19 protein-coding genes are annotated in these 26,115 nt (G+C 61.0%); 10 read left to right on the top strand and 9 right to left on the bottom strand.

The features are described 5' to 3' along the window. Positions 1–99: 99 nt before the first annotated feature. The 3 genes from katB to radA all read left to right on the top strand — a co-directional run bounded on the left by katB (position 100) and on the right by radA (position 3,659). Positions 100–1,641, top strand: coding sequence for a catalase KatB (gene katB, locus ATH90_RS24770; RefSeq protein WP_034107138.1), 1,542 nt, complete (start codon positions 100–102; stop codon positions 1,639–1,641). A 66-nt stretch (positions 1,642–1,707) separates the two neighbouring features. Continuing rightward, a complete protein-coding gene (locus ATH90_RS24765; RefSeq protein ID WP_098467408.1) occupies positions 1,708–2,256 on the top strand; it encodes an ankyrin repeat domain-containing protein in 549 nt (182 codons plus the stop codon). A gap of 35 nt (positions 2,257–2,291) precedes the next feature. Next, complete coding sequence (gene radA / locus ATH90_RS24760) at positions 2,292–3,659, top strand: DNA repair protein RadA (protein WP_034107134.1); 1,368 nt, start codon at positions 2,292–2,294, stop codon at positions 3,657–3,659. 63 nt (positions 3,660–3,722) lie between these two features. Here radA and ATH90_RS24755 read toward each other — a convergent pair whose 3' ends face one another. Next, the gene (locus ATH90_RS24755) at positions 3,723–4,091 is read right to left on the bottom strand and encodes a PilZ domain-containing protein (RefSeq protein WP_034107132.1); all 369 of its coding nucleotides are present in this window, start codon (positions 4,089–4,091) and stop codon (positions 3,723–3,725) included. Positions 4,092–4,265: 174 nt separating this feature from the next. Between ATH90_RS24755 and ATH90_RS24750 the strand changes: the two genes are divergently transcribed. The 3 genes from ATH90_RS24750 (at position 4,266) to yjiA (ending at position 7,661) form a co-directional block, all read left to right on the top strand. Beyond that, entirely contained in the window at positions 4,266–6,332 is a 2,067-nt protein-coding gene (locus ATH90_RS24750; protein WP_034107129.1) for a carbon starvation CstA family protein, read from the top strand. A gap of 15 nt (positions 6,333–6,347) precedes the next feature. Beyond that, a complete protein-coding gene (locus ATH90_RS24745; RefSeq protein ID WP_003194308.1) occupies positions 6,348–6,545 on the top strand; it encodes a YbdD/YjiX family protein in 198 nt (65 codons plus the stop codon). Positions 6,546–6,701: 156 nt separating this feature from the next. Continuing rightward, the gene (gene yjiA, locus ATH90_RS24740; RefSeq protein ID WP_034107127.1) at positions 6,702–7,661 is read left to right on the top strand and encodes a GTPase; all 960 of its coding nucleotides are present in this window, start codon (positions 6,702–6,704) and stop codon (positions 7,659–7,661) included. A gap of 183 nt (positions 7,662–7,844) precedes the next feature. Here the strand turns inward: yjiA and glyA are convergent, their stop codons facing one another. The 3 genes from glyA to ATH90_RS24725 all read right to left on the bottom strand — a co-directional run bounded on the left by glyA (position 7,845) and on the right by ATH90_RS24725 (position 13,901). Beyond that, complete coding sequence (glyA, locus tag ATH90_RS24735; RefSeq protein ID WP_015885982.1) at positions 7,845–9,098, bottom strand: serine hydroxymethyltransferase; 1,254 nt, start codon at positions 9,096–9,098, stop codon at positions 7,845–7,847. A gap of 224 nt (positions 9,099–9,322) precedes the next feature. Beyond that, entirely contained in the window at positions 9,323–13,174 is a 3,852-nt protein-coding gene (locus ATH90_RS24730) for a bifunctional diguanylate cyclase/phosphodiesterase (protein ID WP_034107124.1), read from the bottom strand. A gap of 115 nt (positions 13,175–13,289) precedes the next feature. Next, on the bottom strand, positions 13,290–13,901 hold the full coding sequence (locus ATH90_RS24725) for a LysE family translocator (protein WP_034107122.1): 612 nt from the start codon (positions 13,899–13,901) through the stop codon (positions 13,290–13,292). 162 nt (positions 13,902–14,063) lie between these two features. Here ATH90_RS24725 and ettA point away from each other — a divergent pair, with 162 nt between their 5' ends. Continuing rightward, positions 14,064–15,728, top strand: a complete 1,665-nt coding sequence (ettA, locus tag ATH90_RS24720) for an energy-dependent translational throttle protein EttA (RefSeq protein WP_025859215.1) — start codon at positions 14,064–14,066, stop codon at positions 15,726–15,728. Between the two features lie 348 nt (positions 15,729–16,076). After that, positions 16,077–17,414: an NADP-specific glutamate dehydrogenase gene (gene gdhA, locus ATH90_RS24715; RefSeq protein ID WP_034107120.1), complete on the top strand. Its 1,338-nt coding sequence runs from the start codon at positions 16,077–16,079 to the stop codon at positions 17,412–17,414. Here gdhA and ATH90_RS24710 read toward each other — a convergent pair. The 4 genes from ATH90_RS24710 to ATH90_RS24695 all read right to left on the bottom strand — a co-directional run bounded on the left by ATH90_RS24710 (position 17,411) and on the right by ATH90_RS24695 (position 21,003). Beyond that, on the bottom strand, positions 17,411–17,908 hold the full coding sequence (locus ATH90_RS24710) for a GreA/GreB family elongation factor (RefSeq protein WP_098467407.1): 498 nt from the start codon (positions 17,906–17,908) through the stop codon (positions 17,411–17,413). The genes gdhA and ATH90_RS24710 overlap by 4 nt on opposite strands. Before the next feature lie 70 nt (positions 17,909–17,978). After that, a complete protein-coding gene (locus tag ATH90_RS24705) occupies positions 17,979–18,335 on the bottom strand; it encodes a hypothetical protein (RefSeq protein WP_098467406.1) in 357 nt (118 codons plus the stop codon). A gap of 233 nt (positions 18,336–18,568) precedes the next feature. Beyond that, positions 18,569–20,422, bottom strand: a complete 1,854-nt coding sequence (locus ATH90_RS24700) for an Lnb N-terminal periplasmic domain-containing protein (protein WP_098467405.1) — start codon at positions 20,420–20,422, stop codon at positions 18,569–18,571. Between the two features lie 92 nt (positions 20,423–20,514). Beyond that, complete coding sequence (locus ATH90_RS24695; RefSeq protein WP_015885974.1) at positions 20,515–21,003, bottom strand: DUF3015 domain-containing protein; 489 nt, start codon at positions 21,001–21,003, stop codon at positions 20,515–20,517. Between the two features lie 267 nt (positions 21,004–21,270). On the opposite strand from ATH90_RS24695, the gene ATH90_RS24690 reads away from it, so the two are divergent. Together ATH90_RS24690 and ATH90_RS24685 are read left to right on the top strand one after the other, a co-directional pair. After that, on the top strand, positions 21,271–23,709 hold the full coding sequence (locus ATH90_RS24690) for a Lon protease family protein (protein ID WP_034107111.1): 2,439 nt from the start codon (positions 21,271–21,273) through the stop codon (positions 23,707–23,709). A gap of 211 nt (positions 23,710–23,920) precedes the next feature. After that, positions 23,921–24,238, top strand: coding sequence for a PA4575 family protein (locus ATH90_RS24685; RefSeq protein ID WP_034107109.1), 318 nt, complete (start codon positions 23,921–23,923; stop codon positions 24,236–24,238). 7 nt (positions 24,239–24,245) lie between these two features. On the opposite strand, the gene ATH90_RS24680 is transcribed toward ATH90_RS24685, so the two are convergent. Then, positions 24,246–26,069, bottom strand: coding sequence for a hypothetical protein (locus ATH90_RS24680; protein WP_098467404.1), 1,824 nt, complete (start codon positions 26,067–26,069; stop codon positions 24,246–24,248). Positions 26,070–26,115 lie beyond the last annotated feature (46 nt).

Below are 26,115 nucleotides of genomic sequence, written 5' to 3'. Positions count from 1 at the left end.
CGGGTTGGTACGGCTTTTCTATTTATCTTCTGACTCCCGGGTCACTAGCCTCTGGCAAGCACAACTGAATGTGCACTAAAAAAACCAGAGGAAACCTCGATGAACAATCCAATGAGCCGCAGGCCTGTTTCAGCGCGATCCGCGCTGGTGCTGGTGACTGCCAGCCTGCTTTCCCTGTCGGTGCAAGCCGCCAACCTGACCCGCGATAATGGCGCTGCGGTGGGCGACAACCAGAACTCGCAGACCGCCGGCGCTAATGGCCCGGTGTTGTTGCAAGACGTGCAACTGATCCAGAAGCTGCAACGCTTCGACCGCGAGCGCATCCCTGAGCGCGTGGTACACGCGCGTGGTACCGGGGCACACGGCACCTTCACCGTCACCGACAACCTCAGCGACCTGACCAAGGCCAAGGTGTTCGCGGCAGGCGAATCCACGCCGGTGTTCGTGCGCTTCTCCGCCGTCGTCCATGGCAACCACTCCCCGGAAACCCTGCGCGACCCACGCGGTTTCGCCACCAAGTTCTACACCGCCGATGGCAACTGGGACCTGGTAGGCAACAACTTCCCGACGTTTTTCATCCGTGATGCCATCAAGTTCCCGGACATGGTCCACGCCTTCAAGCCGGACCCGCGCACCAACCTGGATGACGATTCCCGTCGCTTCGACTTCTTCTCCCATGTACCCGAGGCCACGCGTACGCTGACCGAGCTGTACTCCGACTCCGGCACCCCGGCCAGCTACCGGGAGATGGACGGCAATGGCGTGCATGCCTACAAGCTGATCAACGCCAAGGGCGAGGTGCACTACGTCAAGTTCCACTGGAAGAGCCTGCAAGGCATCAAGAACCTCGATCCCAAGCAGGTCACCGACGTGCAGGGGCGTGACTACAGCCACATGACCAACGACCTGGTCACCCATATCAACAAGGGCGACTTCCCCAAGTGGGACCTGTACGTGCAGGTGCTCAAGCCTGAAGACCTGGCCAAGTTCGACTTCGATCCGCTGGACGCCACCAAGATCTGGCCGAATGTGCCCGAGCGTAAAGTCGGGCAGATGGTGCTGAACCGCAACCCGGCCAACGTGTTCCAGGAAACCGAGCAGGTCGCCATGGCCCCGGCCAACCTGGTACCGGGTATCGAACCGTCGGAAGACCGCCTGCTGCAAGGTCGCGTGTTCTCCTACGCGGACACCCAGATGTACCGCCTGGGCGCCAATGCCCTGCAACTGCCGATCAATGCCCCACGGGTGGCCGTCAACAACGGCAACCAGGACGGCGCGATGAACGTCGGCAAGACCACCACCGGCGTGAACTACCAGCCAAGCCGCCTGCTGCCACGGGACGAGCCGCAAACCGCGCGCTACAGCCAGTCGGCCCTGTCAGGTAGCACCCAGCAGGCGAAGATCCAGCGCGAGCAGAACTTCAAGCAGGCCGGTGATCTGTATCGCTCTTTCAATAAGAAAGAGCGTCAGGACTTGATCGACAACTTCGGTGGCTCGCTGGCGACCACCGATGACGAGAGCAAGCACATCATCCTGTCGTTCCTCTACAAAGCCGACCCGGAGTACGGCACCGGCGTGGCCAAGGTTGCCAAGGGTGACCTGGCGCGTGTGAAGGCGCTGGCGGAAAAACTCACCGACTAACCACGTTGCCCCCTGCAGGAGCCGCTTGCCGGCTCCTGCAGGGGGGCTATGCAGAGGATCTGGATGATGCGTACCTTCATATTGGCTGTTCTGGCCTGCTGGTCGCTGAACGCATTGGCCGGGCAGCCTGCCCCCAATGACCCGGCCGCGCTCAAGGCCCAGCTGCAGGATTACTATTTCGACGCCGCCCGCCGTGGCGACGTCGACATGCTCAACACCTTCGTCGACTCCGGTTACAGCCTCAACACCCAAGACGACAAGGGCTACACCGCGCTGATCCTCGCCGCCTACCACGGCCAGGACGCGTTCGTGGAGCGCCTGCTCAGTGCCGGGGCCGACGCCTGCGTGCAGGACAAACGCGGCAACACCGCGTTGATGGGTGCGATTTTCAAGGGCGAGCTGAAAATCGCCCAACGCTTGCTGGCGACCGACTGCAACCCCGACCAGCGCAACGGTGCCGGGCAGACGGCGGCCATGTACGCCGGGCTGTTCAAGCGCGTCGAACTGCTCGATGCGTTGAAAGCCAAAGGCGCCGATCTCAATGCCGAAGACCCGGTCGGTAACAGTGCTTCACGATTGGCCAGCGGTGAAATCCGGACCCCGGCGTCGCGCTGAGCTATCATCGCGTTTTTTCGGTTGGAGGTTCTCAAATGGCAAAGGCCAAGCGCATGTACGGCTGCACGGAGTGCGGCGCGACCTTTCCCAAGTGGGCTGGCCAGTGCACCGAGTGCGGCGCATGGAACACCCTGACTGAAACCATGATCGAGAGTGGCGGTGCTGCGGCGCCCACCGGGCGTGCCGGTTGGACGGGGCAGCAGGCGCAGATCAAGACCCTGGCCGAAGTCAGCGTCGAAGAAATCCCGCGCTTTTCCACAGCCTCCGGCGAGTTGGACCGCGTGCTGGGCGGCGGCTTGGTGGACGGCTCGGTCGTCCTGATCGGTGGCGACCCCGGTATCGGCAAGTCGACCATCCTGTTGCAGACCCTCTGTAGCATCGCCAGCCGCATGCCGGCGCTGTACGTCACCGGTGAAGAGTCCCAGCAACAAGTCGCCATGCGCGCCCGTCGCCTGGGTTTGCCCCAGGACCAGTTGCGGGTCATGACCGAAACCTGCATCGAAAGCATCATTGCCACGGCCCGTATCGAAAAACCCAAGGTGATGGTGATCGACTCGATCCAGACGATTTTCACCGAGCAATTGCAGTCCGCGCCGGGCGGTGTCTCCCAAGTGCGCGAGAGTGCGGCGCTGCTGGTGCGTTATGCCAAGCAGAGCGGCACGGCGATCTTCCTGGTCGGTCATGTCACCAAAGAAGGCGCGCTGGCCGGGCCACGGGTGCTGGAGCACATGGTCGACACCGTGCTGTATTTCGAGGGTGAGTCCGACGGACGCCTGCGCCTGCTACGGGCGGTGAAGAACCGCTTCGGCGCAGTGAACGAGTTGGGTGTGTTCGCCATGACTGACCGCGGGTTGAAAGAAGTCTCCAACCCATCGGCGATCTTTCTGACCCGCGCCCAGGAGGAAGTCCCGGGCAGTGTCGTGATGGCAACGTGGGAAGGCACCCGGCCGATGCTGGTGGAGGTGCAGGCATTGGTGGATGACAGCCATTTGGCCAACCCGCGCCGCGTGACCCTGGGCCTGGATCAGAACCGCCTGGCGATGCTGCTGGCGGTATTGCACCGTCACGGCGGCATCCCCACCCACGACCAGGACGTGTTCCTCAACGTGGTCGGCGGGGTCAAGGTGCTGGAGACCGCGTCCGACCTGGCGTTGATGGCTGCGGTGATGTCGAGCCTGCGTAACCGGCCGCTGCCCCATGATCTGCTGGTGTTCGGTGAAGTTGGTTTGTCGGGTGAAGTCCGCCCGGTGCCCAGTGGCCAGGAGCGCTTGAAGGAAGCGGCCAAGCATGGTTTCAAGCGGGCGATCGTGCCTAAGGGCAATGCGCCCAAGGAATCGCCGCCGGGCATTCGGATCATTGGGGTGACGCGCCTGGAACAGGCCCTGGATGCACTCTTCGAATAATCAACGATCCCGCTGGCACACTGTTCAATGTGCCAGCTCCCCTATGTTGATAGGCGTTGGTCGTTAGGCCTCTAACAATGCCGCCATCTCCCGGTGCAGTTCTTCCTCGTCACCCAGGTTCAACTCGATCAGGCGCCGCAAATGACTGATCGAGTCCACGTCGATATGCACGCACACAAAGCCCAACTGGCCATGATCGTCGTGGGCGAGCTTTACCTGCATCTTTATATGGGCGTCTGGGTCGAGGCGGATCTCCACGTCGAAGGGCGCCGCGCGATTGCCGCGCCAGTCGTCGGGTCGTTGCACCAGTAGGCCCTTGAGCGATAAATCCACCAGTTGCACCGGCCAATTCCAGTCGTCTTGTGCAATAGTCGTGCGCGCATCGAAGGCAATACGGCGAAAACGACGGCGATCCGAGTGCTGCTCGCTCATGGTCAAATCCTCTGTGGGTAGGAGGATTGTAGCCCCGAGCCATCATCGGGCCTGTATTTCTGTTTTTTTTGCCGCTGCAAGGCTCTAGACCAACGTAGGGGGGTGGCCTTTAAGGCCAGTAGCGCTAAACTCCGGATGGCTGTCCTTTCTGTCCACCCTGGCTGGAATATAAAAATGAAAAATAATAATAGCCTGCTACGCCACCTACCCTGGCTGGTGCTGGCAATCGTAGGAGCGTGCGCCCTTGGCGTAGTGGCCTTGCGCCGCGGCGAGGCGATCAACGCCTTGTGGATTGTGGTCGCTGCTGTGGCCATCTATCTGGTTGCGTACCGCTACTACAGTCTGTTCATCGCTAACAACGTGATGCAACTCGATCCACGGCGGGCCACCCCCGCAGTGCTCAACAATGACGGTCTGGACTATGTGCCGACCAACAAACACATCCTTTTCGGTCACCACTTTGCGGCGATTGCCGGTGCAGGCCCGTTGGTCGGCCCGGTGCTGGCGGCGCAAATGGGCTACCTGCCCGGAACGCTCTGGCTGATTGCCGGCGTGGTACTGGCCGGTGCGGTTCAGGACTTCATGATCCTGTTCCTGTCCACACGTCGTAACGGCCGTTCCCTGGGGGACATGGTTCGCGAAGAGATGGGCCGTATCCCAGGCACCATCGCGCTGTTCGGCTGCTTCCTGATCATGATCATCATCCTCGCGGTGCTGGCGCTGATCGTGGTCAAAGCGTTGGCCGAGAGCCCGTGGGGCATCTTCACGGTGATGGCGACCATCCCGATCGCGATGTTCATGGGCATCTACATGCGCTACATCCGCCCTGGCCGCATTGGCGAAATCTCGATCATCGGGGTGCTGTTGCTGCTGGGCTCGATCTGGCTGGGCGGCCAGATCGCTGCTGACCCGGTCTGGGCCAAGGCGTTCACCTTCACCGGGATCCAGATCACCTGGATGCTGATCGGCTACGGCTTCGTGGCCGCGGTACTGCCGGTGTGGCTGATCCTGGCACCGCGTGACTACCTCTCCACGTTCCTGAAAATCGGCACCATCATTGCGCTGGCAATCGGCATCCTGGTGACCATGCCCGACCTTAAAATGCCGGCACTGACCCAGTTCATCGACGGCACTGGCCCGGTGTGGAAGGGCGGCCTGTTCCCGTTCCTGTTCATCACCATCGCCTGTGGCGCGGTCTCGGGGTTCCACGCGCTGATCTCTTCCGGCACCACGCCGAAGTTGCTGGCTAATGAAAGCCATGCCCGCTACATCGGTTATGGCGGCATGTTGATGGAGTCCTTCGTGGCCATCATGGCGATGGTTGCTGCGTCGGTGATCGAGCCGGGTGTGTACTTCGCCATGAACAGCCCGGCCGCGATTGTCGGCACCGACGTCGTCACCGTGGCACAGACCGTCAGCAGCTGGGGCTTTGCGATCACGCCTGAGGCGCTGTCTGCGGTGGCCCATGACATCGGTGAAACCACTATCCTGGCGCGTGCCGGCGGTGCACCGACACTGGCGGTGGGGATCGCGCAGATCCTGCACAGCGTACTGCCGGGTGAAAACACCATGGCGTTCTGGTACCACTTTGCAATCCTGTTCGAAGCGCTGTTCATCCTGACGGCAGTCGACGCCGGTACCCGTGCCGGTCGCTTCATGCTGCAGGACCTGCTGGGCTCCTTCGTTCCGGCGTTGAAACGCACCGAGTCGTGGACCGCCAACCTGATCGCGACTGCCGGTTGCGTGGCCATGTGGGGTTACCTGCTGTACCAGGGCGTGATCGACCCACTGGGCGGTATCAACACCTTGTGGCCGCTGTTCGGTATCTCCAACCAGATGCTGGCCGGTATCGCGCTGATGCTCGCTACCGTTGTGCTGATCAAAATGAAACGCCAACGCTACATCTGGGTGACCATGCTGCCAGCCGTCTGGCTGCTGATCTGCACCACCACGGCGGGCTTCATCAAGCTGTTCGACGCTAACCCCGCGATCGGCTTCCTGTCGCTGGCCAAGAAGTACAGCGACGCGCTGGCCAACGGTCAGATCCTGGCCCCGGCCAAGAGCATTGACCAGATGCAGCACGTGATCTGGAACGCCTATACCAACGCAACGCTGACGGCGCTGTTCCTGTTCGTGGTATTCAGCATCCTGTTCTATGCGCTCAAGGTTGGCGTCGCCGCCTGGGGCAACAAAGAGCGTACGGATAAAGAAGCCCCATTCCAGGCTGTTCCGGACGCGTGATCGAGGATTGCAATCATGTTCAATGACATCAGTCGCCTCGGTAAATACCTCGGTCAGGCCGCGCGCCTGATGGTCGGCATGCCCGACTACGACACCTACGTCGAGCATATGCAAACCAAACACCCGGACAAGCCGGTGATGGACTACAAGGCGTTCTTCCGGGAACGCCAGGAAGCCCGTTACGGCGGCAAGGGTGGGCCTAAGTGCTGCTAACCCGGCACTCGGGCTTGCGGTGATCCATGGTGGGAGCGGGCTTGCTCGCGAAGGCGGTGTGTCAGCAGTTGTAGGTGCTGACGCAGACACCGCGTTCGCGAGCAAGCCCGCTCCCACATTTGTCTTGTGTTCCTTGCGTTATAAGGAGAACTGTTTTTGTCCGCTCCCATTCCGGTCACCGTCCTCAGCGGCTTCCTCGGCGCCGGCAAGACCACCTTGCTGCGCCACCTGCTCAAGACCGAGCACGGCCTTAAAATCGCCGTGATCGAAAACGAATTCAGTGACGCCGGTATCGACACCCAGCTGTTGGGCACAGAGCCGGTGCAAGTCATGACGCTGTCCAACGGTTGCGTGTGCTGCACCATCCACACCGACCTGACCAAAGCCCTGTACCTGCTGCTTGAGCGCCTGGACAGCGGCGAGATCGCCTTCGACCGCCTGGTGATCGAGTGCACTGGCCTGGCTGACCCGGCGCCGGTGGCCCAGACCTTTTTCATCGACGAAGAACTGCGCGAACGCTACATCCTCGACGGCATCATTACCCTGGTGGATGCGGCCCACGCCGAGCACCACCTGACCCAGACCATCGCCCAGGCCCAGATCGGCTTTGCCGACCGCCTGCTGGTGAGCAAACGCGACCTGGTCGATGACGCCACCTTTGACGCGCTCAGCGAACGCCTCACCCGCATCAATCGCCGTGCACCGATTCATGTGGTGGACCATGGCAACATCGACCTGGCGCAATTGCTCGATGTACGCGGCTTCAACCTCAACGCTGGCATGAGCCTGCGCCCGGTGAGTGCCGCGCCGTCCATCGACCGTATTTCCAGCCTGGTGCTGCGTACCGAAGAGCCGTTGGACATAGACCGGCTCAGCGCGTTCATGAACGAACTGCTGGAAGACCACGGCAAACAATTGCTGCGCTATAAGGGCGTGTTGAACATTGCTGGGGAGGACCGGCGCATGGTGTTCCAGGGCGTGCTGAAGTTGTACGGCTTCGATTGGGATACCGAGTGGGCCGAAGGCGAGGTGCGCGAAAGCGTGATCGTGTTTATTGCCGATGAGTTGCCGGAGCAAAAGATTCGCGAAGGCTTTGCCAAGGTTTACCAGCCCTGACTTGAGACACGGCCCACTGTGGGAGCTGGCTTGCCAGCAATTGCGGTGGGGCGGCCCCTGATGTGCCAGCTGACAGGCCGCTCTCGCAGGCAAGCCAGCACTCATTTCAGAGTGGAAGCGCAGTATTTTCAGGCATAAAAAAGCCCGGCTCTAGCGCCGGGCTTCTTGTTCAAGCAACTGCTATCAAGCGCCGTATACCGGCAGCTTTTTGCAGATGGCCTTGACCTTCTCACGTACCGCGTCGATCACGGCTTCGTTGTTCAGGTCTGCCAGGATGTCGCAGATCCAGCCAGCCAGTTCCTTGCACTCCGCTTCCTTGAAACCACGGGTGGTCACAGCCGGGGTGCCGAAGCGCAGGCCGGAGGTGACGAACGGCGAACGTGGGTCGTTCGGCACGGAGTTCTTGTTCACGGTGATGAAGGCTTTGCCCAAGGCAGCGTCAGCATCCTTACCGGAAATGTCCTGCTTGATCAGCGACAGCAGGAACAGGTGGTTCTCAGTACCGCCGGATACCACGTCGAAGCCGCGTTCGATAAACACGCTGGCCATGGTCTGGGCGTTTTTCACCACTTGTTGCTGGTAAGTCTTGAACTCAGGCTGCAGCGCTTCCTTGAAGCAGATCGCCTTGGCGGCGATCACGTGCTCCAGCGGGCCACCTTGGGCGCCCGGGAATACAGCGGAGTTCAGCTTTTTCTCGATCTCGGCGTTGGCGCGCGCCAGGATCAGGCCGCCACGCGGGCCGCGCAGGGTCTTGTGGGTGGTGGTGGTCACCACGTCAGCGTAAGGCACCGGGTTCGGGTAGACGCCAGCAGCGACCAGGCCTGCTACGTGAGCCATGTCGACGAACAGGTAGGCGCCAACCTTGTCGGCGATAGCGCGAAAGCGTGGGAAGTCCAGGATCTGCGAGTAGGCAGAGAAACCGGCCACGATCATTTTTGGCTTGTGCTCGACCGCCAGGCGCTCGACTTCGTCGTAGTCGATCAGGCCGTTGGCATCGATACCGTATTGAACGGCGTTGTACAGCTTGCCGGAGGAGGAAACGCTGGCGCCGTGGGTCAGGTGACCGCCGTGGGCCAGGCTCATGCCCAGGATGGTGTCGCCGCCTTGCAGCAGGGCCAGGTACACGGCGCTGTTGGCTTGGGAGCCGGCGTGTGGCTGGACGTTGGCGTAATCGGCGCCGAACAGTTCTTTTGCACGGTCGATGGCCAGTTGCTCAACCACGTCGACGTACTCGCAACCACCGTAGTAGCGCTTGCCTGGGTAGCCTTCGGCGTACTTGTTGGTCAGAACCGAACCTTGAGCCTCCATCACCGCAGGGCTGGTGTAGTTTTCCGAAGCGATCAGCTCAATGTGCTCTTCCTGGCGCACGGCTTCTTGCTCCATGGCGGCGAAGAGATCGGCGTCGTACTTGGCAATAGTCAAATCACGGCTGAACATGGCGGTCCTCAAGGATCGGGGGCAGAAAAGGAGGGCATTCTAACCCAATGGGTTTTAGATGGCATATGAAAGGACATCATGTCGCGGACAAGTGGGGCTCATCTGGGGATAAGCGGTGCCTGCGCTGGCGCCATCGCAGGCAAGCCAGCGCCCACATCGGCAAGGCATTCCCCTGTGGGAACCGGGCTTGCCCGCGATGAGGCCGGTGGCTCCACTGCAGGGTTTCAGTCGAACATGAACAGCGCGTCATTACTGAACTGCGCTTCGAACCGATTCGCCGGCATCGGCCGCCCGAACAGGTAGCCCTGCACTTCATCGCAGCCATGTTCGCGCAGGAAGTCCAACTGCTCATGGGTTTCCACACCCTCGGCGATTACCGCCAGGTTGAGGCTGTGGGCCATGGCAATAATGGCGCGGGCGATCTGCGCATCCTGTTCGCCGGAGGGCAGGCCATCCACGAACGTGCGGTCGATCTTCAACACGTCGATGGGGAATTGCTTGAGGTAGTTGAGCGATGAATAACCCGTGCCAAAGTCGTCGACCGCAATGCTCAGGCCCAGGTTTTTCAGGCTGTCGAGGATCTGCATGGCCTCGTTCACTTCGCGCATCAGGATACTTTCGGTCAGCTCCAGCTCCAGGCATGCCGGCGGCAGGCCGGTGTCCTTGAGAATGGTGGCGATGCGCGTGCCCAACTGGCCGTCGGAGAACTGCCGTGCGGAGATGTTCACCGAGACTTTCGGCACGCGCACCTTGTTCTGGTGCCAGGTCTTGAGCTGGCGACAGGCTTCGCTGATCACCCAGTCGCCCACGTCCACGACCAGGCCCAACTCTTCCAGCACCGGAATGAAGTCGCCCGGTGGCACCAGGCCGCGGCGTGGGTGACGCCAGCGCAGCAAGGCTTCGGCGCCGGTCAGGCGTTTGCCGTCGCCGCTGAACTGCGGTTGGTAATAGAGCACGAATTCGTTCTGGTCCAGGGCATGGCGCAAATCGCTTTCCAGCTCGAGCCGTTCCAGGGCACTGGCGTTCATGTCCGCCTGGTAGAACTGGAAGTTGTTCTTGCCGCGTTCCTTGGCGTGGTACATCGCGGTGTCGGCGTTTTTCATCAGCTGGCTCAGCTCATTGCCGTCCTGCGGGCTGAGGGCGATGCCGATACTGGCGGTCACAAAGAACTCGCGGCCCTCTAGCACGAAAGGCTTCACCAGGCTCGCGAGGATCTGCTCGGCCACGTGAATCGCACGGTTCAGTGCCATTTCGCGGCTGACCCGGGGTTGCAGGAGCAAGGTGAACTCGTCGCCCCCCATGCGCGCCACGGTGTCGTCCTCGGCCACGCAACCCAGCAGGCGCGTGGCCATTTCCTTGAGCATGCGGTCGCCGGCGGCGTGGCCCAGGGAGTCGTTGATCGGTTTGAAACGGTCGAGGTCGAGGAACATCAACACCACCCACGACTTCTGCCGTTCGGCGGACTGCAGCGCGGTGTGCAGGCGGTCCTGGAACAGCGTGCGGTTGGGCAGGTGGGTCAGGGCGTCGTAGTAGGCCAGGCGGTGGATGCGCTGCTCGCTGGCCTTGCGCTCGCTGATGTCGCTGAAGAAACACACATAGCTGGCCAGGTCGCCTTCATCGTCGAACACGGCGGTAATGCCGACCCACGCGGGGTAATGCTCGCCGTTGCGACGCTTGAGCCACACCTCGCCTTCCCAGGTGCTGTGCTGGTGCAACTGCTTGAGCACGTAGCGCAGATGGGCTTCCTGCTGTTCGTCGACGGTGAGCATGTTCGGTAACTGGTCGAGTACATCGCTCACGGCATAGCCACTGACCCGGCTGAACGCCTCGTTGGCCTGCACGATATAGCCTGCGGGGTCGGTGATCAGGATCGCCGAAGTGGAGTGCTCGAATACCGTAGCGGCCATGCGCAGGTCTTTCTCGGCGCGGCGTTGCTGGCTGATATCGCGGCCCACGCCAAGGATGCCTTCGAAGGCGCCGTGTTCGTCCCACACCAGCACCATGCGCAGCTCGATCGGCACCTTGCGACCGTCTGCGCGCAGGCAGTCGAACAGGAACAGCTGGGTTTGAATCTCATCGCGCAGTTTGTTCAGTGCGTCGATATCGCCCAATGCGCGGCTGACTTGTTCCACCAGGCTATAAATGCCGGTCAGTTGCTGCGGGTTGGCGATGATCGACTGCCAGCCGTTCTTGAACACCCAGTCCACGTCATAGCCCAGCACGGCGTTGACCGAGGGGCTTATATAGTTGAGCACCAACTGGCTGTCGGTGGAGCAGATCACGTCGCTGATGCTTTCAGCGAGCATGCGGTAGCGCTGCTCGCTGTCGCGCAGGGATTCGCTGGCTTCGATCTGGTCGGTGATGTCCTTGGCCACGCCGATGATGCGGGTGATTTGCGCGGTCTTGTCGCGGGCCAGGGCTTGCTCGCGGATATCAAAGCGCCGCCATTGGTTGTTGCGGTGGCGGAAACGCAGCTGGCATTGCAGTTGGGTGGTGTAGCCAACCTGGCGTTGCTGCTGGCGCAGGTCGTGGTAATGCTCGCCATCCTCGGGGTGCAGCAGGATTTCCCAGAAGTACTCGCCCATTTGCTGCAGTTCGGCCTTGTTATAGCCGAGGGTGTGGCCCAAATGGTGGTTGCTGAAAATCATCCGCTGGCTGATCACGTCCTGCACGTACAGGTGGTCGGGCACGGTGCGCACCACGTCCGACCAGAAGCTCTCACGCTCCACCAGCGACAGTTCGATCAGCTTGCGGCTGGTGATATCGCTGATGCTGAGGATCACGGCCTTGAAATCGTCCTGCTGCTCCGGCAAACGCATCACCAGCCACAGGTATTGCTCGTTGCCGGCCACGTCCTTGAGCTGGATCTCCAGCTCCAACTGGTGCTGTTGGGTCAGGACGGCTTCGAGGATCTGGTAGCCGATGGACGTGGCGTTGCGCGGGCAGTCATCGATCAGGCGTTCCCATGCTTCTTCGCAGGAGCCTACGTTCAATAGGCGCACCGCCACCTGGTTGACCTCGGTGATGCGCAACTCCTTGAGCAGTTGCTGGCGTTCGTCGGGGTTGTCCTGCAGCCAGGCGTGCAGTTGCTCGCGGGTCTCCAGTTGAGTCCTGTCGAAGAACGCGTTCAGGCCCGACAGGTCAAGCACGCACAAGGCCACGCCGGTGCCTTCGAAAATGTCCTGGTAGCGCCGCCGCCCTTCATGCACTTGGCGCTGGCGGCGGCGCATGTTCAGTAGCACGATCACCGGGATCAGCGAGAACGCCAGGCCCAATAGGCACTTGCCGATAAACGCCGGCAGCAGTTCCTCCAGCACCGCAGTACGGTCGAACAGCCCGCGCAATTGCCAGTCGCTTTTGCTCAGGGGAGTGACCAGTACGCTTTTATTCAGCTCGTCCGGGGTGAGGGCGCCGGCCCATTGGGCGGGCATGCCGCTGTCGCGGCTGATCACGCGGTGGTTGACGCGATTCTCGATGACCCACATCGGGCGGTGGCCCTGGCCGTCCTGGCGGGTGAGGTTGGCCAGGTAAGTGGGCGCCAGGCGCAACACCCAGTACATGCGCGAGCCGCCGCTGGGCTGGTGCAGCAACAGGTAGATGATGGTGCCGTCGTTGCTGTTGCTCAGGTAATAGGATTGGGCGTGGCTGCGCTGTGCCAGCTCTTCCAGCAAGGCGCTGTCCTGGCTGTCAGTGGCGCTGTCACTGATCATCGCGCCGCTGGGGGCGAGCAGGGCGACGCTGCGCAGTTCCGGCAGCGAGCGTTGCAAGGTGCGCATCAATGCCAGCTGTTGTTCGCTGTCGCGCGGCGGCTCGACCATCGGCAGCAGGTTCAGCGCGATTTTTGCGCTCAGGGCCATGTTCAGGCTGATTTGTTCTGCCAGGTCGGCGCTGTAGTCGATGGTGTATTGCTGTTGATTCTTCTGGTTTTGCTGCAGCTGGTCGAGCAGTTGCCAGAACAATAAGGCGAGCAGCATGAGGACAAGCGTCGCCAACGCGCCTTTGAAGGTGCCGTGCAGGGGCGCTCCCGGCGCTATATGAGCGGCGCGCAGGGGAGTTGGCGGCGTGACTTTGGACAAGCTGTGATCCTGCGGTTTGGCTGGACTGGCGCGCGACGTGCACTATAAGCCGGACGCCCGGAGGGCGGCTAGCATGCCTTGACTTGTGGCAAAGTGCCAGCCCCGCCTGGCGGGACTAAAGCACGCCGCCGGTGCTGATCAGGCTGCCCGCCAGCCGCGACAGGATCGCCAGCGTAAATACGCAGATAACCACAGAGGCCGTGCGGTTGATCGTGTGCGGCGTCAACCAGGTGTATTCGCCCCTTTTGATGCGAGCACCGAACAACACCCAGGTGCACCCCACCGGTATCACCACCAGCGTGAATTGCGCGACAAACTGCATATAAAGGCTCAAGTCGGCAAATGTCTGCATCGGGACGATAAACGAGACGATCAGCAAGCCCTTGGGGTTGATCAACGTCAGTAAAAAGAAGTGGAGCCGGGATACGCGGGCTTCAGGCGCGGATTTGAGTGTTTCGTCGGGATTGCACCACAGCAGGTACGAAGTCCTGATCAAATAACACACCGAAGCGAACTGCACGAGCTTCAGCCCCCAGGGCGCGCTGTCGCCCAGATGGCTGAGCAGGTAGCCCCAGAAGGATATCTGCAGCAGGTACGCCAGGCACTCCAGCAGGCTCAGTGGCCAGGCGCGCCTGAACCCGGTGAGCAAGCCCGAGCGCAACAGCAGCGTGTTGGTGGGGCCCGGCATTAACAGCAGCAACCCGAGTGCAGACATGACGCTGAGCATGAAGGGTGTTTCCTGAAGCCGCTGGGGGGGGATGGCCGGCTAATCTAACAGATAGATTTCGATACGCTCGGCCACTTAGGTTAACCTTGAGGATTCGCAATGCTATGTACAGCGCCATGACGCTACGTAGGCCTGTTCTCACTTTTTCATGAGGTCCACATTTTGGCTCAATACGTCTTCACCATGCATCGGCTGGGTAAAGTTGTCCCTCCGAAGCGGGAAATCCTGAAAAACATTTCGCTGTCCTTCTTCCCTGGCGCCAAGATCGGCGTGCTCGGCCTCAACGGTTCGGGTAAGTCCACGTTGCTGAAAATCATGGCCGGCGTCGACACCGAGTTCGAAGGCGAAGCCCGCCCGATGCCTGAGCTGAACATCGGCTACCTGCCGCAAGAGCCTCAATTGGACCCGGCCAAGACCGTGCGTGAAGTGGTCGAGGAAGCCGTCAGCGTGATCAAGGACGCCCAGGCGCGCCTGGATGAGGTCTACGCCGCTTACGCCGAGCCAGATGCCGACTTCGACAAGCTTGCCGCCGAACAGGCCAAGCTCGAAGCGATCCTGCAGGCCGGCGACGGTCACAACCTGGAGCGCCAGCTGGAAGTCGCCGCCGACGCGCTGCGCCTGCCGGCCTGGGATGCCAAGGTCGAACACCTGTCCGGTGGTGAGAAGCGTCGTGTGGCCCTGTGCCGCCTGCTGCTGTCGGCCCCCGACATGCTGCTGCTCGACGAACCCACCAACCACTTGGACGCCGATTCCGTCGCCTGGCTGGAACATTTCCTCCACGACTTCCCGGGCACTGTGGTTGCGATCACGCACGACCGTTACTTCCTGGACAACGTTGCGGGTTGGATCCTCGAGCTCGACCGTGGCGCCGGTATCCCTTACGAGGGCAACTACTCCGGTTGGCTGGAAGCCAAGTCCGACCGTCTGGCGGCCGAATCCAAGCAGCAATCGGCCCACGAAAAAGCCATGAAGGAAGAACTGGAATGGGTGCGCAAAGGCGCCAAGGCCCGCCAGTCCAAGTCCAAGGCACGTCTGCAACGCTTTGAAGAAATGCAGTCGCAGGAATTCCAGAAGCGCAGCGAGACCAACGAGATCTACATCCCGGCCGGCCCGCGCCTGGGTGACAAGGTCATCGAGTTCAAGAACGTTTCCAAAGGCTATGGCGACCGCGTGCTGATCGACAACCTGTCGTTCTCCATGCCAAAAGGCGCGATCGTCGGCGTTATCGGTGGTAACGGTGCGGGTAAATCCACCCTGTTCCGCATGCTGATGGGCAAGGAAACCCCGGACTCCGGCAGCATCGAGATCGGCGAAACCGTGCAACTGGCCTGTGTGGACCAGAGCCGCGACGACCTCGATGGCAGCAAGACGGTGTTCCAGCAGATCTCCGACGGTTCCGACCAGATCCGCATCGGCAACTATGAAATCCCGTCACGCACCTACGTGGGGCGTTTCAACTTCAAGGGCGGCGACCAGCAGAAATTCGTCAAGGACCTGTCCGGTGGTGAGCGCGGTCGCTTGCACCTGGCCTTGACCCTGAAGGAGGGTGGCAACGTCCTGCTGCTCGACGAACCTTCCAACGACCTCGACGTTGAAACCCTGCGTTCCCTGGAAGAAGCCCTGCTGGACTTCCCGGGCGCTGCCATTGTGATCTCTCACGATCGGTGGTTCCTTGACCGCGTCGCGACGCATATCCTGGCGTACGAGGACGACTCGCAAGCGGTGTTCTTCGAAGGTAACTACACCGAGTACGAAGCGGACCGTAAAAAGCGCCTGGGCGATGCAGCGGCCCAGCCGCACCGTGTACGGCACAAAAAACTGGCCTGATTCAGGTTGGTGGCGTGAAAGAACGGAGCCTTCGGGCTCCGTTTTTTGTGGGTGCAATTCAGGTGCGCCAAAGTGACTTCATCGCAGGCAAGCCAGCTCCCACACTCGACCGATGTGCAGCGGCGCACGCTGTCAAATGTGGGAGCTGGCTTGCCTGCGGTAGCGGTTTCACGGGTGGTGCATGTCTCGGGTTCAAATCCCTGTTAAGGGGCAAAAAAACAGTGCTATTTATATCTAATGCACCATTTAAATTCACAAAGGCGACATTTTGCCCTGTCGCGGTGCGACATGAATTGCTAAAGTCCGGCTCAATCTCATTTAAAAACAATCAATTTGCCGAGACATTTCATGATCGAATCCGTCGAATCCTTCCTTGCCCGCCTCAAGAAACGCGACCCCGACCAGCCAGAATTCCACCAGGCCGTGGAAGAAGTCCTGCGCAGCCTCTGGCCGTTCCTTGAAGCCAACCCCCACTACCTGAACTCGGGCATCCTGGAGCGCATCTGCGAGCCGGAACGCGCCATTACATTCCGGGTCTCGTGGGTGGATGATCACGGCAAGGTCCAGGTCAATCGCGGTTTCCGTATCCAGATGAACAGCGCCATCGGCCCCTACAAGGGCGGCCTGCGTTTCCACCCGTCGGTGAACCTGGGCGTGCTGAAATTCCTCGCCTTCGAGCAGACCTTCAAGAATTCCCTGACCTCGCTGCCCATGGGCGGCGGCAAAGGCGGTTCGGACTTCGACCCCAAGGGCAAGAGCGACGCTGAAGTCATGCGCTTCTGCCAGGCCTTCATGAGTGAGCTGTACCGCCACATTGGCGCAGACGTCGACGTGCCGGCCGGCGATATCGGCGTGGGCGCCCGTGAAATTGGCTTCCTGTTCGGCCAGTACAAACGCCTGAGCAACCAGTTCACCTCGGTGTTGACCGGCAAGGGCATGACCTATGGCGGCAGCCTGATCCGTCCGGAAGCCACCGGTTTCGGTTGTGTGTACTTCGCCGAAGAAATGCTCAAGCGCAACCACCAGCGGGTAGAAGGCAAGCGTGTCGCGGTGTCCGGCTCCGGCAACGTGGCGCAATACGCCGCACGCAAAGTGATGGACCTGGGCGGCAAGGTCATTTCCCTGTCCGACTCCGAAGGCACCCTGTACGCCGAAAGCGGCTTGACCGAAGCGCAATGGTCAGCGCTGCTGGAGCTGAAGAACGTGCAGCGCGGCCGCATCAGCGAACTGGCCGAGCGTTTCGGCCTGGAATTCCGCAAGGGCAAAAGCCCGTGGGAACTGGCCTGCGACATCGCGCTGCCTTGCGCGACCCAGAACGAACTCGACGCCGAAGCCGCCCGCACGCTGTTGCGCAATGGCTGCGTCTGCGTGGCCGAGGGCGCCAACATGCCGACCACCCTTGAGGCGGTGGATATCTTTATCGAGGCGGGCATTCTGTTCGCGCCGGGCAAGGCGTCCAATGCCGGTGGCGTCGCGGTGAGTGGCCTGGAAATGTCGCAGAACGCCATGCGCCTGCTGTGGACGGCGGGTGAAGTGGACAGCAAGCTGCACCACATCATGCAATCGATCCACCATGCCTGCGTGCATTACGGCGAAGAAAACGGCCGGGTCAACTACGTCAAAGGCGCCAACATCGCAGGCTTTGTGAAAGTCGCCGACGCGATGCTGGCCCAAGGCATCGTCTAAGCCTCGGCTTCGATGCGCAGCACTTCGATCAACTGATCGCCGACGGGGCGTTGCCACAGGACCTCGTCGCCGACTTGGGCGCCCAACAAGGCACGGCCCAGGGGAGAGCCCCAGTTGATCAAGCCGGCGCCGGCATCGGCCTGGTCTTCACCGACCAATTGAATGCGCTGCTGCTCGTCCTGCTCATTGGCGAAGGTCACCCAACTGCCGATCTGCACCTTGTCGGTGGAGGTGGCCGGCGCCACGACTTGGGCGCTTTGCACCCGCTGATTGAAGTAACGCAAATCCCGTTCAAGATCGGCCTGGCGTTGTTTATCGGCCTGTTCGCCCCTGGCGGATTCGGCACTGTACTCGCTCTGTAGCTGCGCAACCTTGGCCTGCAACTGCGCCAAGCCTTGCGCGGTGAGGCGATTGGGTTGCTCGCTGACCTGACGCTCTACCGGCTGGTCGGCCTGGGCGGCGGCGTTGTCCTCGTTAACAAAAGCTCGGCTCATGACATTCTCCCTCTATGGAGTTTGGGCCATGTTCGCCGTGCTTTAGTTTCGATGGATGTCTGAAAGCGACCTATTGCGAGCGATAGGCCCGGGCGGCGTCACGGTCTTTCTCCTGTTGCCATTCGCGATCCCGGTCATCCCAGTGGCGCTGCTTATAGTCCCGCAGTTCCTCGTTCTCGCGCATCGCCTTGCACTGGCGAAAGCCATCTTCCCAGCCTTCGGCGTATGGCCGGTCCTTCAGGTAACGCGGCACGTTCTTGCGAAACTCCCCGGTAATCACCCCGGCCGCCTGGCGACCACTGCTGCAGCCATCGTCAAAACCGTCGGCAAACGCCGGAGGGTACCCTTTGGCCAGCAACTCCTGATGAGTCGATTGGCAACCCGCCAACCCCACCACCGCACACAGCATTACCGCATACCGCCACATGGCGTACTCCCTGGCCGTTTCACGGCTGATACGGAGAGTCTAGAAGGGGATTCGTTGGAGGGATGTGAAAGGGAGGTGAGAAAGGTGTTGTGCATACATTGGCCAGACACATAAGCCAATGTGGGAGCGGGCTTGCCCGCGAAAGCGGTGTATCAGCCACGTTTCCAGTGACTGACACTCTGCTTTCGCGAGCAAGCCCGCTCCCACATTGGATGTTCGCCAGGTCCTACAGATCAGTAGTGATACCACTTCACTTCGAGCATCACTTCATTCACCGGCGTCGACAAATGGCTGTACTCGCGCTGTGCACTCAGGCGCAGGCCCAGGTTGCGGGACAATTCCCACTGCTGGTTCAGGCTGATGCTGCGGCGCACTTCGCCGTTGGTGAAGAAGTCGCCCTTGGCTTCCAGGCTCAGGTTACCCAGTGGGTTTTTCCACAGCACGCCCGTATTGAACCCTGCCGCCGGGGAAATGGCTTCGTTGAAGTCGTTGTTGTGTTCCACGCGCACGGTGCCGAGGGCGAAGCCGAGCATGTCGTCGCGCAGTTGCCAGGTGCCGCCGGCGCCGCCGTTGACGTGGGCGACCAGGGTTTCATCGTCGTGTTTGCCGGGTACCCGCTCAAGGCCGCCGGTGACTTGCCAGGACCACGGCTGCAACAGAGCGTTGCGTGGGGTCAGGGAGCGGATGGTGGCCAGGTCCAGTTGCTGCAGTTGCCAATGGTTGCCTTCGTACTGGCGCAGTTTCATCTGCAGGATTTCGATCTGCGCGCCGAGGGGGAAGCCTTCGGCGTTGTCGTTGAGGTCGTGGTAGGCCATGCGCAGGCCGTACTCACCGAAGGCCTTGTCGCCCCGGGTGCCGATCCCGGCTTGCCAGGTGCGCGATTCATGGCCGTTTTCCGGTAGGCCAGGGGGCGTGATCTTGAGGTCGGGCGCTGGGTTCTGGTTGATTGCGCGCAGCAATTCGAAGCTGCGCTGGGAGCGTGCGGTGTCGCGTTCCAGGCCGTTGGCGCGGTAGCGGCCGAGGCGGTAGGCGGCGTCGATGATCAGGGCCTGGCGTTCGCGGGGCAGGGCTTTGAAGGCCGGCTCCTGCAATTGCTTCTGGTCGTCGCTGACCTTCAATACCCATTGCTGCTCGTCGCTGTCCAGCGGCTTGGCGCGCTCCAGCAACTCGCGTTCACGGGAGGGCCGGTAGTCGATTTTCTCCACCAGGCCGGCGTCTTTCACGGCCTTGACCGTGTCGGTCGGGATGGCTGTGAGAGGGAATTGTTCGGTCAGGCGCAGGCCAGGACGTGCCACTTGCAGCAGTTCCAGCAGGCGATACGAGCAGTTTTCGTCAAAGAAGAAGTAGTCGAACTGGATCTGCTTGAGCTCCCACACGTGCTCGACCATGCGTTCGGTCTCGACTTGCGTGAGGTTGAGCCGGTATTCCCACAGGTCACGGTTCTCGAGGCTGCGGTATTCCGACAGCTTCTCCTGGTAAGGCACCAGGGCGAACAGGCCGGGATAACCGCCCATCAGGCCTTTCCAGGCGTAGAGGATGCTGTTGTCGGAGCCTTCGATGTAGGCGCCGAAGTTGATCGCGTAGCTGAGCAGGGCGGTGTTGTTGCTTTGCACGTCGGCCTGGTCGATGCGCAGCAGGGTGTGGCCGAACATCGAGGACGGGCTGTTGAGGTAAGCCGCCGGGAAGATCATCACCGCGCTGTGGGGGGCGACGTCCTTGAACCATTGCTTGAATTCTGTGCAGTCCACGGTGGGCAGGTCAGTGAGGTGCAACTGATCCTTGAGCCAGCGGGTACGTGCGGGGTAAACGCATTGGGCGTGTTTTTCACCCAGGCTGGCCGGCGCATAGAGTGCGTTAACGGTGGCCTTGAGTTCGGCATCCGGGTGGTGGGCACCGTCGGCTGCGAGGAAGAACTTCTTGTCGCTGACGTAACTGCGCCAGCCACTGATCTTGCCGGCTTCGTAATGGCCGAGGGACAGCCAGAACGGATCGTTGGCCAGTTGCTGCAAACGTTGATCATCAAGATGCGGGGCCGCGTACAGCGGGGCGCAGGCAAAGAGTGCCATCCAGGCAAAGCGTTTGAGCATAGGGGCAACTTAAGTCGGAAATAATAAAGACCCAAGGAGGAGGCGGGTCCAAAAATAAAACCCGCGCCTTGGAAGGCGCGGGCTGGTCGAGCTTAAGCCTGGGTAGCGTATTTCGCCAGACGGGCATCACTTTTCAGTACAGCAATGGTGTTGTTGTGCACGTCATCAGCGGTCACGTCAGCCTTGCTGAAGATCTGCTGGAAGTGCTCGTGGGTCACGGCAGCGAAGTGCTCACGATCTTCTGGTGCAACACCCAGTACCACGGCGTAGGTAGTCAGCGCTTCGCCGTTACCCTTGGCCATGTCTTCGGACAGCTCGTTCATCATGCCATTCATGGCAATCCAAGACTTGCCGCCGTAGGTCAGGGCGCTGTTGGTGCTGCAACCGTTGGTGCCCGAGGTCATGCCGAAGGTGGCGTTACCCGAGGTGCCGTTGGTGGTGGAGGCCAGGAAGTGAGCTGGAGTACCGCGCTGGCCTTCGAACAACATGTTGCCCCAACCACAGTTCGGGCCACCTGGTGCTTCTGCCATTGCATTGAGGGAGACGACGGTGAAGAGAGTACCGAGAAGGATCCGTTTCATAGCTTTGTTCTCTTTGTGTGCAAACCAATGGACAAGGGTTCAGGCACTTCATAGCGCCCTAGGGATCGGTTATTAGTCCAACCCGCGCAGTTTGGAGTTTAGGCATGTTCCAAGGGTTCCGTGTGTTTTTATAAAACAATCAGCGTTATCGCGATTTTTTTGTAGGACGCCTCTCCTGTCTAAGCTTTCCCACAAGCGCGCCTTGCCAGGGTGCATAACCGGGAGCCAGAATGCCGTCATCTGCCCCGCCTGATGTAAGGAAGCCCGATGCCTGATCCTGTTGCTGCCAGCTTGCGTCTAGCGCCCGAAGCGCTGACTCGCCCTTTCTCCGCTGAACAGTTCAGCTTCTCGACCACCAATGATTTGGAGCCCTTTCGCGGTGTGCTTGGCCAGGAACGTGCGGTTGAAGCCTTGCAGTTCGGTGTGGCCATGCCACGCCCCGGTTACAACGTATTTGTGATGGGCGAGCCGGGCACCGGCCGCTTTTCGTTCGTCAAACGCTACCTGAAGGCCGAAGGCAAGCGCCTGCAGACCCCGGCAGACTGGGTCTACGTGAACAATTTCGATGAGCCTCGCGAACCCCGTGCCCTGGAATTGCCGGGCGGTGCGGCGGCGGCGTTCATTGCCGATATCAACGGGTTGGTCGACAACCTGGTGGCCACCTTCCCCGCAGTCTTCGAGCACCCGACGTATCAACAGCGCAAAAGCGCCATCGACCGGGCGTTCAACCAGCGCTACGACAAGGCCCTGGACGTGATCGAACGCCTGGCCCTGGAAAAGGATGTGGCGCTTTACCGTGACAGCTCCAACATCGCGTTCACGCCGATGCTCGACGGCAAGGCGCTGGACGAGGCCGAGTTCTCGCAGTTGCCGGACGTTGACCGCGAGCGCTTCCACTCGGATATTTCCGAGCTCGAAGAACGCCTCAATGAAGAGCTGGCGAGCCTGCCGCAGTGGAAGCGCGAGTCCAACAACCAACTGCGTCAGTTCAACGAAGAAACCATCACCCTGGCGCTGCAGCCGTTGCTTGCGCCGCTGTCGGAAAAGTACGCGGAAAATGCCGCCGTCTGCGGTTACCTGCAGGCCATGCAGGTGTACTTGCTCAAGACGGTGGTCGAGCAACTGGTCGACGACGCCAAGACCGACGCCCAGGCGCGCAAGCTGCTCGAGGAGCAATATTGCCCAAGCCTGGTGGTGGGCCATGCGGTCAACGGTGGCGCACCGGTAGTGTTTGAACCGCACCCGACCTACGACAACCTGTTCGGACGGATCGAATACAGCACCGACCAGGGCGCGCTCTACACCACCTATCGCCAGTTGCGCCCGGGCGCCCTGCACCGTGCCAACGGTGGTTTCCTGATTCTGGAAGCCGAGAAAATGCTCAGCGAGCCGTTCGTATGGGACGCCCTCAAGCGTTCCCTGCAATCGCGCAAGCTGAAAATGGAATCGCCGCTGGGCGAGCTGGGCCGCTTGGCGACCGTGACCCTCAACCCGCAGATGATCCCGCTGCAGGTCAAGGTGATCATCATCGGTTCGCGTCAGCTGTACTACGCGTTGCAGGACGCCGATCCGGACTTCCAGGAAATGTTCCGGGTGCTGGTGGACTTCGATGAAGACATCCCGATGGTCGACGAAAGCCTGGAGCAGTTCGCGCAGTTGCTCAAAACCCGCACGTCGGAAGAAGGCATGGCGCCGCTGACCTCGGACGCGGTGGCGCGGTTGGCCACTTACAGCGCACGCCTGGCCGAGCACCAGGGGCGCTTGTCGGCGCGCATTGGGGACTTGTTCCAACTGGTCAGCGAGGCGGACTTCATTCGTCACCTGGCGGGTGACGAGATGACCGACGCCGGTCACATCGAGCGTGCACTCAAGGCCAAGGCCACGCGCACCGGGCGGGTGTCCGCGCGGATTCTCGATGACATGCTTGCCGGTGTCATCCTGATCGACACGGCCGGTGCAGCGGTGGGCAAGTGCAACGGCCTGACGGTACTGGAAGTGGGCGACTCCGCCTTCGGCGTGCCGGCGCGGATTTCCGCCACGGTGTACCCCGGCGGCAGCGGTATTGTCGACATCGAGCGTGAGGTCAACCTTGGCCAGCCGATCCACTCCAAGGGCGTGATGATCCTCACCGGTTACCTGGGCAGCCGTTATGCCCAGGAATTCCCGCTGGCGATCTCCGCGAGCATCGCGTTGGAGCAGTCCTACGGCTACGTGGACGGCGACAGTGCCTCCCTGGGCGAGGCGTGCACCTTGATCTCGGCCTTGTCGAAAACACCGCTCAAGCAGTGCTTTGCCATCACCGGCTCGATCAACCAGTTTGGTGAAGTGCAGGCGGTGGGTGGGGTCAACGAGAAGATCGAAGGTTTCTTCCGCCTCTGTGAAGCCCGCGGTCTGACCGGCGAGCAGGGCGCGATCATTCCACAAGCCAACGTTGCCACGTTGATGCTCGATGAGAAGGTCTTGCAGGCCGTACGCGCCGGGCAGTTCCATATCTATGCCGTGCGCCAGGCGGATGAGGCGTTGAGCCTGCTGGTGGGCGAGCCTGCTGGTGAGCCGGACGCCGAGGGGCAATTTCCTGAGGGCTCGGTGAATGCGCGGGTGGTCGAGCGGTTGCGCGCGATTGCCGAGATGATCAGCGAAGAAGACTTGAAGGAGGCCGAGAAGGAACTGGCACAGCAGGCGCTGGCGGAAGCCAAGCCGACCTGACACACCCCCTGGAGCCGGCAACCCGGCTCCTACCGGGGGGATGTCATTAAATTGACTGGTAAATCGGGGGCCAATGCCCGTTGGTCCCTACAACCTTGGTTTGTCTTGGTTTTATTCTATTCTGTGATCAAGGGATATCCACAGGAGTCGCTGGATAGAAACAGCCTCGCCCAGGCGCAGGTTGAACACCGATCTACCGAGGGTCGCCGCCATGCCGCGCAACCTCTGCCTTACCCGCCAGTGCTTTGGCCTGGTCACCCGTATCGAATGTTCCATTCGCCCTCTAGCGGGGGATAACGGGATGTGGACCTTGTTGTTTGCCGCCGGAATGACCGGCGAACAGCCATCCACCATCAAGTCCCAAGGCCCGTTTCCAGGGCCATTCGCCGCGGAAAATATTCTGGAATCCATCGTGGACAGCCTGACCCTGCACGGCTATGAGCTGGCGGGCGACCCACAGATCTGGTGCCTGCACATGCAGGCCCATCTGCGCCAGCTCAACGGCGGGCATGACCGGTTGGCCCTGTAGGCGCCGGTTATTTGTTCTCGGGTTTGTCCAGCTTGACCTCGAAACCGTATTGCACGGTAGTCAGGTCGGTGCGCTGGTAGCTTTCCAGGGTCGTCGGCTGGCCGTAGAAGTAATGCACGTCAAACATCGCCGTGCCGTACTCCTCGGCGCGGTGGCTCACGCCGAGGATTTCCTTGAGGTAGTTGCCTCTGGCGTCCTTGGCGTAGAAGCGCCAGCCGTCAGCGGGGAATTCCTTCTGGTCGACGATCAGCGCGTTGTCCTTGAGGGTCAGCCCTTTGGGCAGCTGGGTCACGTCTATCTCGGCTTTCTCGATGGTCGCCAGGAACAGTGGAATCGAACCCACGACATAGGCCGGGTTTTCCGGGAACAGGTTCAGGTCGTAGGTAAGGGTGCCGCGCGCCGGGTTCAGTTCAAAGGCCTCGGTCGGCAATTCGATCGGCTCGCCGCGCTGGCCTTTTTCATCGGCAGTGAAGAAGGTCACGGGGGATTCGCTGCTGTTGCGCTCGCTGCCCACCAGGTCGTCATTGAAGGTGAAGGGGTGATCGAACGCGATGTGCGCGGCGCTGGCATCTTCGACCGACTGGCTGATGGTGACGCTGTTTTTCAGTTGGTCCTCGGTCATGCTCGCGTCTTTGAGCCAGCTGGCGGCGCCGTCGTCATACACGGTGACCGGCATGGGCAGCGCTTGTACGGTCTTCTGCAGGCTGTTCTTGTCGAAGCGCAGTACCGGCAGGTCGAGGTCTTTGCGGGTGAGGGTCGCGGTGGAGAAATCCAGTACGTTGACCTGCAGGTTGTCGATCAAGCCATTGAAATACACTTTGGCGTAATGGCTGCTCTGCTTGTGTTCGAAGGCTTTTTGCTCATCGGTCAGCTGTTTCTCGAACGCCTCCGACCAGGCCTTCTGCTTTTGCATCTCGGCCAGCTGTTTCTCGTAGAACGCCACCTGTGCGCTGCTTTCATTGATCGAGCCCGAGCGCGTAAGGAATTGCCCGGTGGTGTCCCGCGCTTGCACTAATAGCGGGTTGGGCGACTCGTCGCCGATTTCGGGTGCCAGCGGTTGGCTGTTGGTCAGCTCGATCTCGGCGTAATTTTTCTCCAGGAGCAGCAGCTTGAGGCTGATATTGCCTTCGGTGCGCGTGTGGCCGACGTCCTTTTTCGACAGGTCAAACGTCAACACCTTGCCCGGCGCGATCACTTCGACTGTGCCCTTGAGGCTGACGGGCTGTGGCTGGCTCTTGTTTTCCGTCTCGATGCCATCGAAGAACGGGTAGGTCACCGTCAGGTCGTCGGGGTTGGTGAGGTTGGAACTGCTGGGGCTCAGCTGAATGCCGGGATCGGTTTCCGACCATTCTGGCTGGAAGGGGATGACCTTGTTGTTGCTCAAGGTCACCGACTGCCATTCCAGGCCGTGGGGGAAGGGGAACTGGTCCGGGATGTTGAAGTTGAACGGGAACACCGGCTGCAAATCGGTCAGGTAGTCGGAATGGGAGGTCTTGCGCAGCACGAACAGGCCATTGATGTAGGTGTCCACCAGCGCTTGGGGCGTGGGGTAATGCTTGAGCAAGGCCAGGGTGTCCTCGCCGTATTCGGCTTCGATGGGTTTGGTGGCGAGCTTGACCCGCGCCCGCTCCAGTAATAGCAGCGAACCGCCCAGGTCGGCGACGGCGTCGCGCAGCTTGGGGTCCTGGATGCTGTCGAGGGACTGTTCGAACTTGGCGCTTTTCTCTTCGAGGGTGGTCTGCTTCTGCTCGTCGCTGGGGGAGCAGCCGCCGGCCAGCAGCAATGCCGCGCACAGGCCGATACTGGCCAAGGGGGATCGCACATCCATCATCTGAGTTTTTCCTGTTCGACGTCATCGAGCCGATTTATTGGGCTCG

Source organism: Pseudomonas lurida (assembly GCF_002563895.1).
Lineage (GTDB): Bacteria > Pseudomonadota > Gammaproteobacteria > Pseudomonadales > Pseudomonadaceae > Aquipseudomonas > Aquipseudomonas lurida.
This window is presented reverse-complemented; position numbering and strand designations above follow the sequence as displayed.

Excerpts from the sequence above, each read along its gene's own strand:
- katB (WP_034107138.1), top strand. The coding sequence starts at position 100 with ATGAACAATCCAATGAGCCGCAGGCCTGTTTCAGCGCGATCCGCGCTG.
- ATH90_RS24765 (WP_098467408.1), top strand. The coding sequence starts at position 1,708 with ATGCGTACCTTCATATTGGCTGTTCTGGCCTGCTGGTCGCTGAACGCA.
- radA (WP_034107134.1), top strand. The coding sequence starts at position 2,292 with ATGGCAAAGGCCAAGCGCATGTACGGCTGCACGGAGTGCGGCGCGACC.
- ATH90_RS24755 (WP_034107132.1), bottom strand. The coding sequence starts at position 4,091 with ATGAGCGAGCAGCACTCGGATCGCCGTCGTTTTCGCCGTATTGCCTTC.
- ATH90_RS24750 (WP_034107129.1), top strand. The coding sequence starts at position 4,266 with ATGAAAAATAATAATAGCCTGCTACGCCACCTACCCTGGCTGGTGCTG.
- ATH90_RS24745 (WP_003194308.1), top strand. The coding sequence starts at position 6,348 with ATGTTCAATGACATCAGTCGCCTCGGTAAATACCTCGGTCAGGCCGCG.
- glyA (WP_015885982.1), bottom strand. The coding sequence starts at position 9,098 with ATGTTCAGCCGTGATTTGACTATTGCCAAGTACGACGCCGATCTCTTC.
- ATH90_RS24725 (WP_034107122.1), bottom strand. The coding sequence starts at position 13,901 with ATGCTCAGCGTCATGTCTGCACTCGGGTTGCTGCTGTTAATGCCGGGC.
- gdhA (WP_034107120.1), top strand. The coding sequence starts at position 16,077 with ATGATCGAATCCGTCGAATCCTTCCTTGCCCGCCTCAAGAAACGCGAC.
- ATH90_RS24710 (WP_098467407.1), bottom strand. The coding sequence starts at position 17,908 with ATGAGCCGAGCTTTTGTTAACGAGGACAACGCCGCCGCCCAGGCCGAC.
- ATH90_RS24705 (WP_098467406.1), bottom strand. The coding sequence starts at position 18,335 with ATGTGGCGGTATGCGGTAATGCTGTGTGCGGTGGTGGGGTTGGCGGGT.
- ATH90_RS24700 (WP_098467405.1), bottom strand. The coding sequence starts at position 20,422 with ATGCTCAAACGCTTTGCCTGGATGGCACTCTTTGCCTGCGCCCCGCTG.
- ATH90_RS24695 (WP_015885974.1), bottom strand. The coding sequence starts at position 21,003 with ATGAAACGGATCCTTCTCGGTACTCTCTTCACCGTCGTCTCCCTCAAT.
- ATH90_RS24690 (WP_034107111.1), top strand. The coding sequence starts at position 21,271 with ATGCCTGATCCTGTTGCTGCCAGCTTGCGTCTAGCGCCCGAAGCGCTG.
- ATH90_RS24685 (WP_034107109.1), top strand. The coding sequence starts at position 23,921 with ATGCCGCGCAACCTCTGCCTTACCCGCCAGTGCTTTGGCCTGGTCACC.
- ATH90_RS24680 (WP_098467404.1), bottom strand. The coding sequence starts at position 26,069 with ATGATGGATGTGCGATCCCCCTTGGCCAGTATCGGCCTGTGCGCGGCA.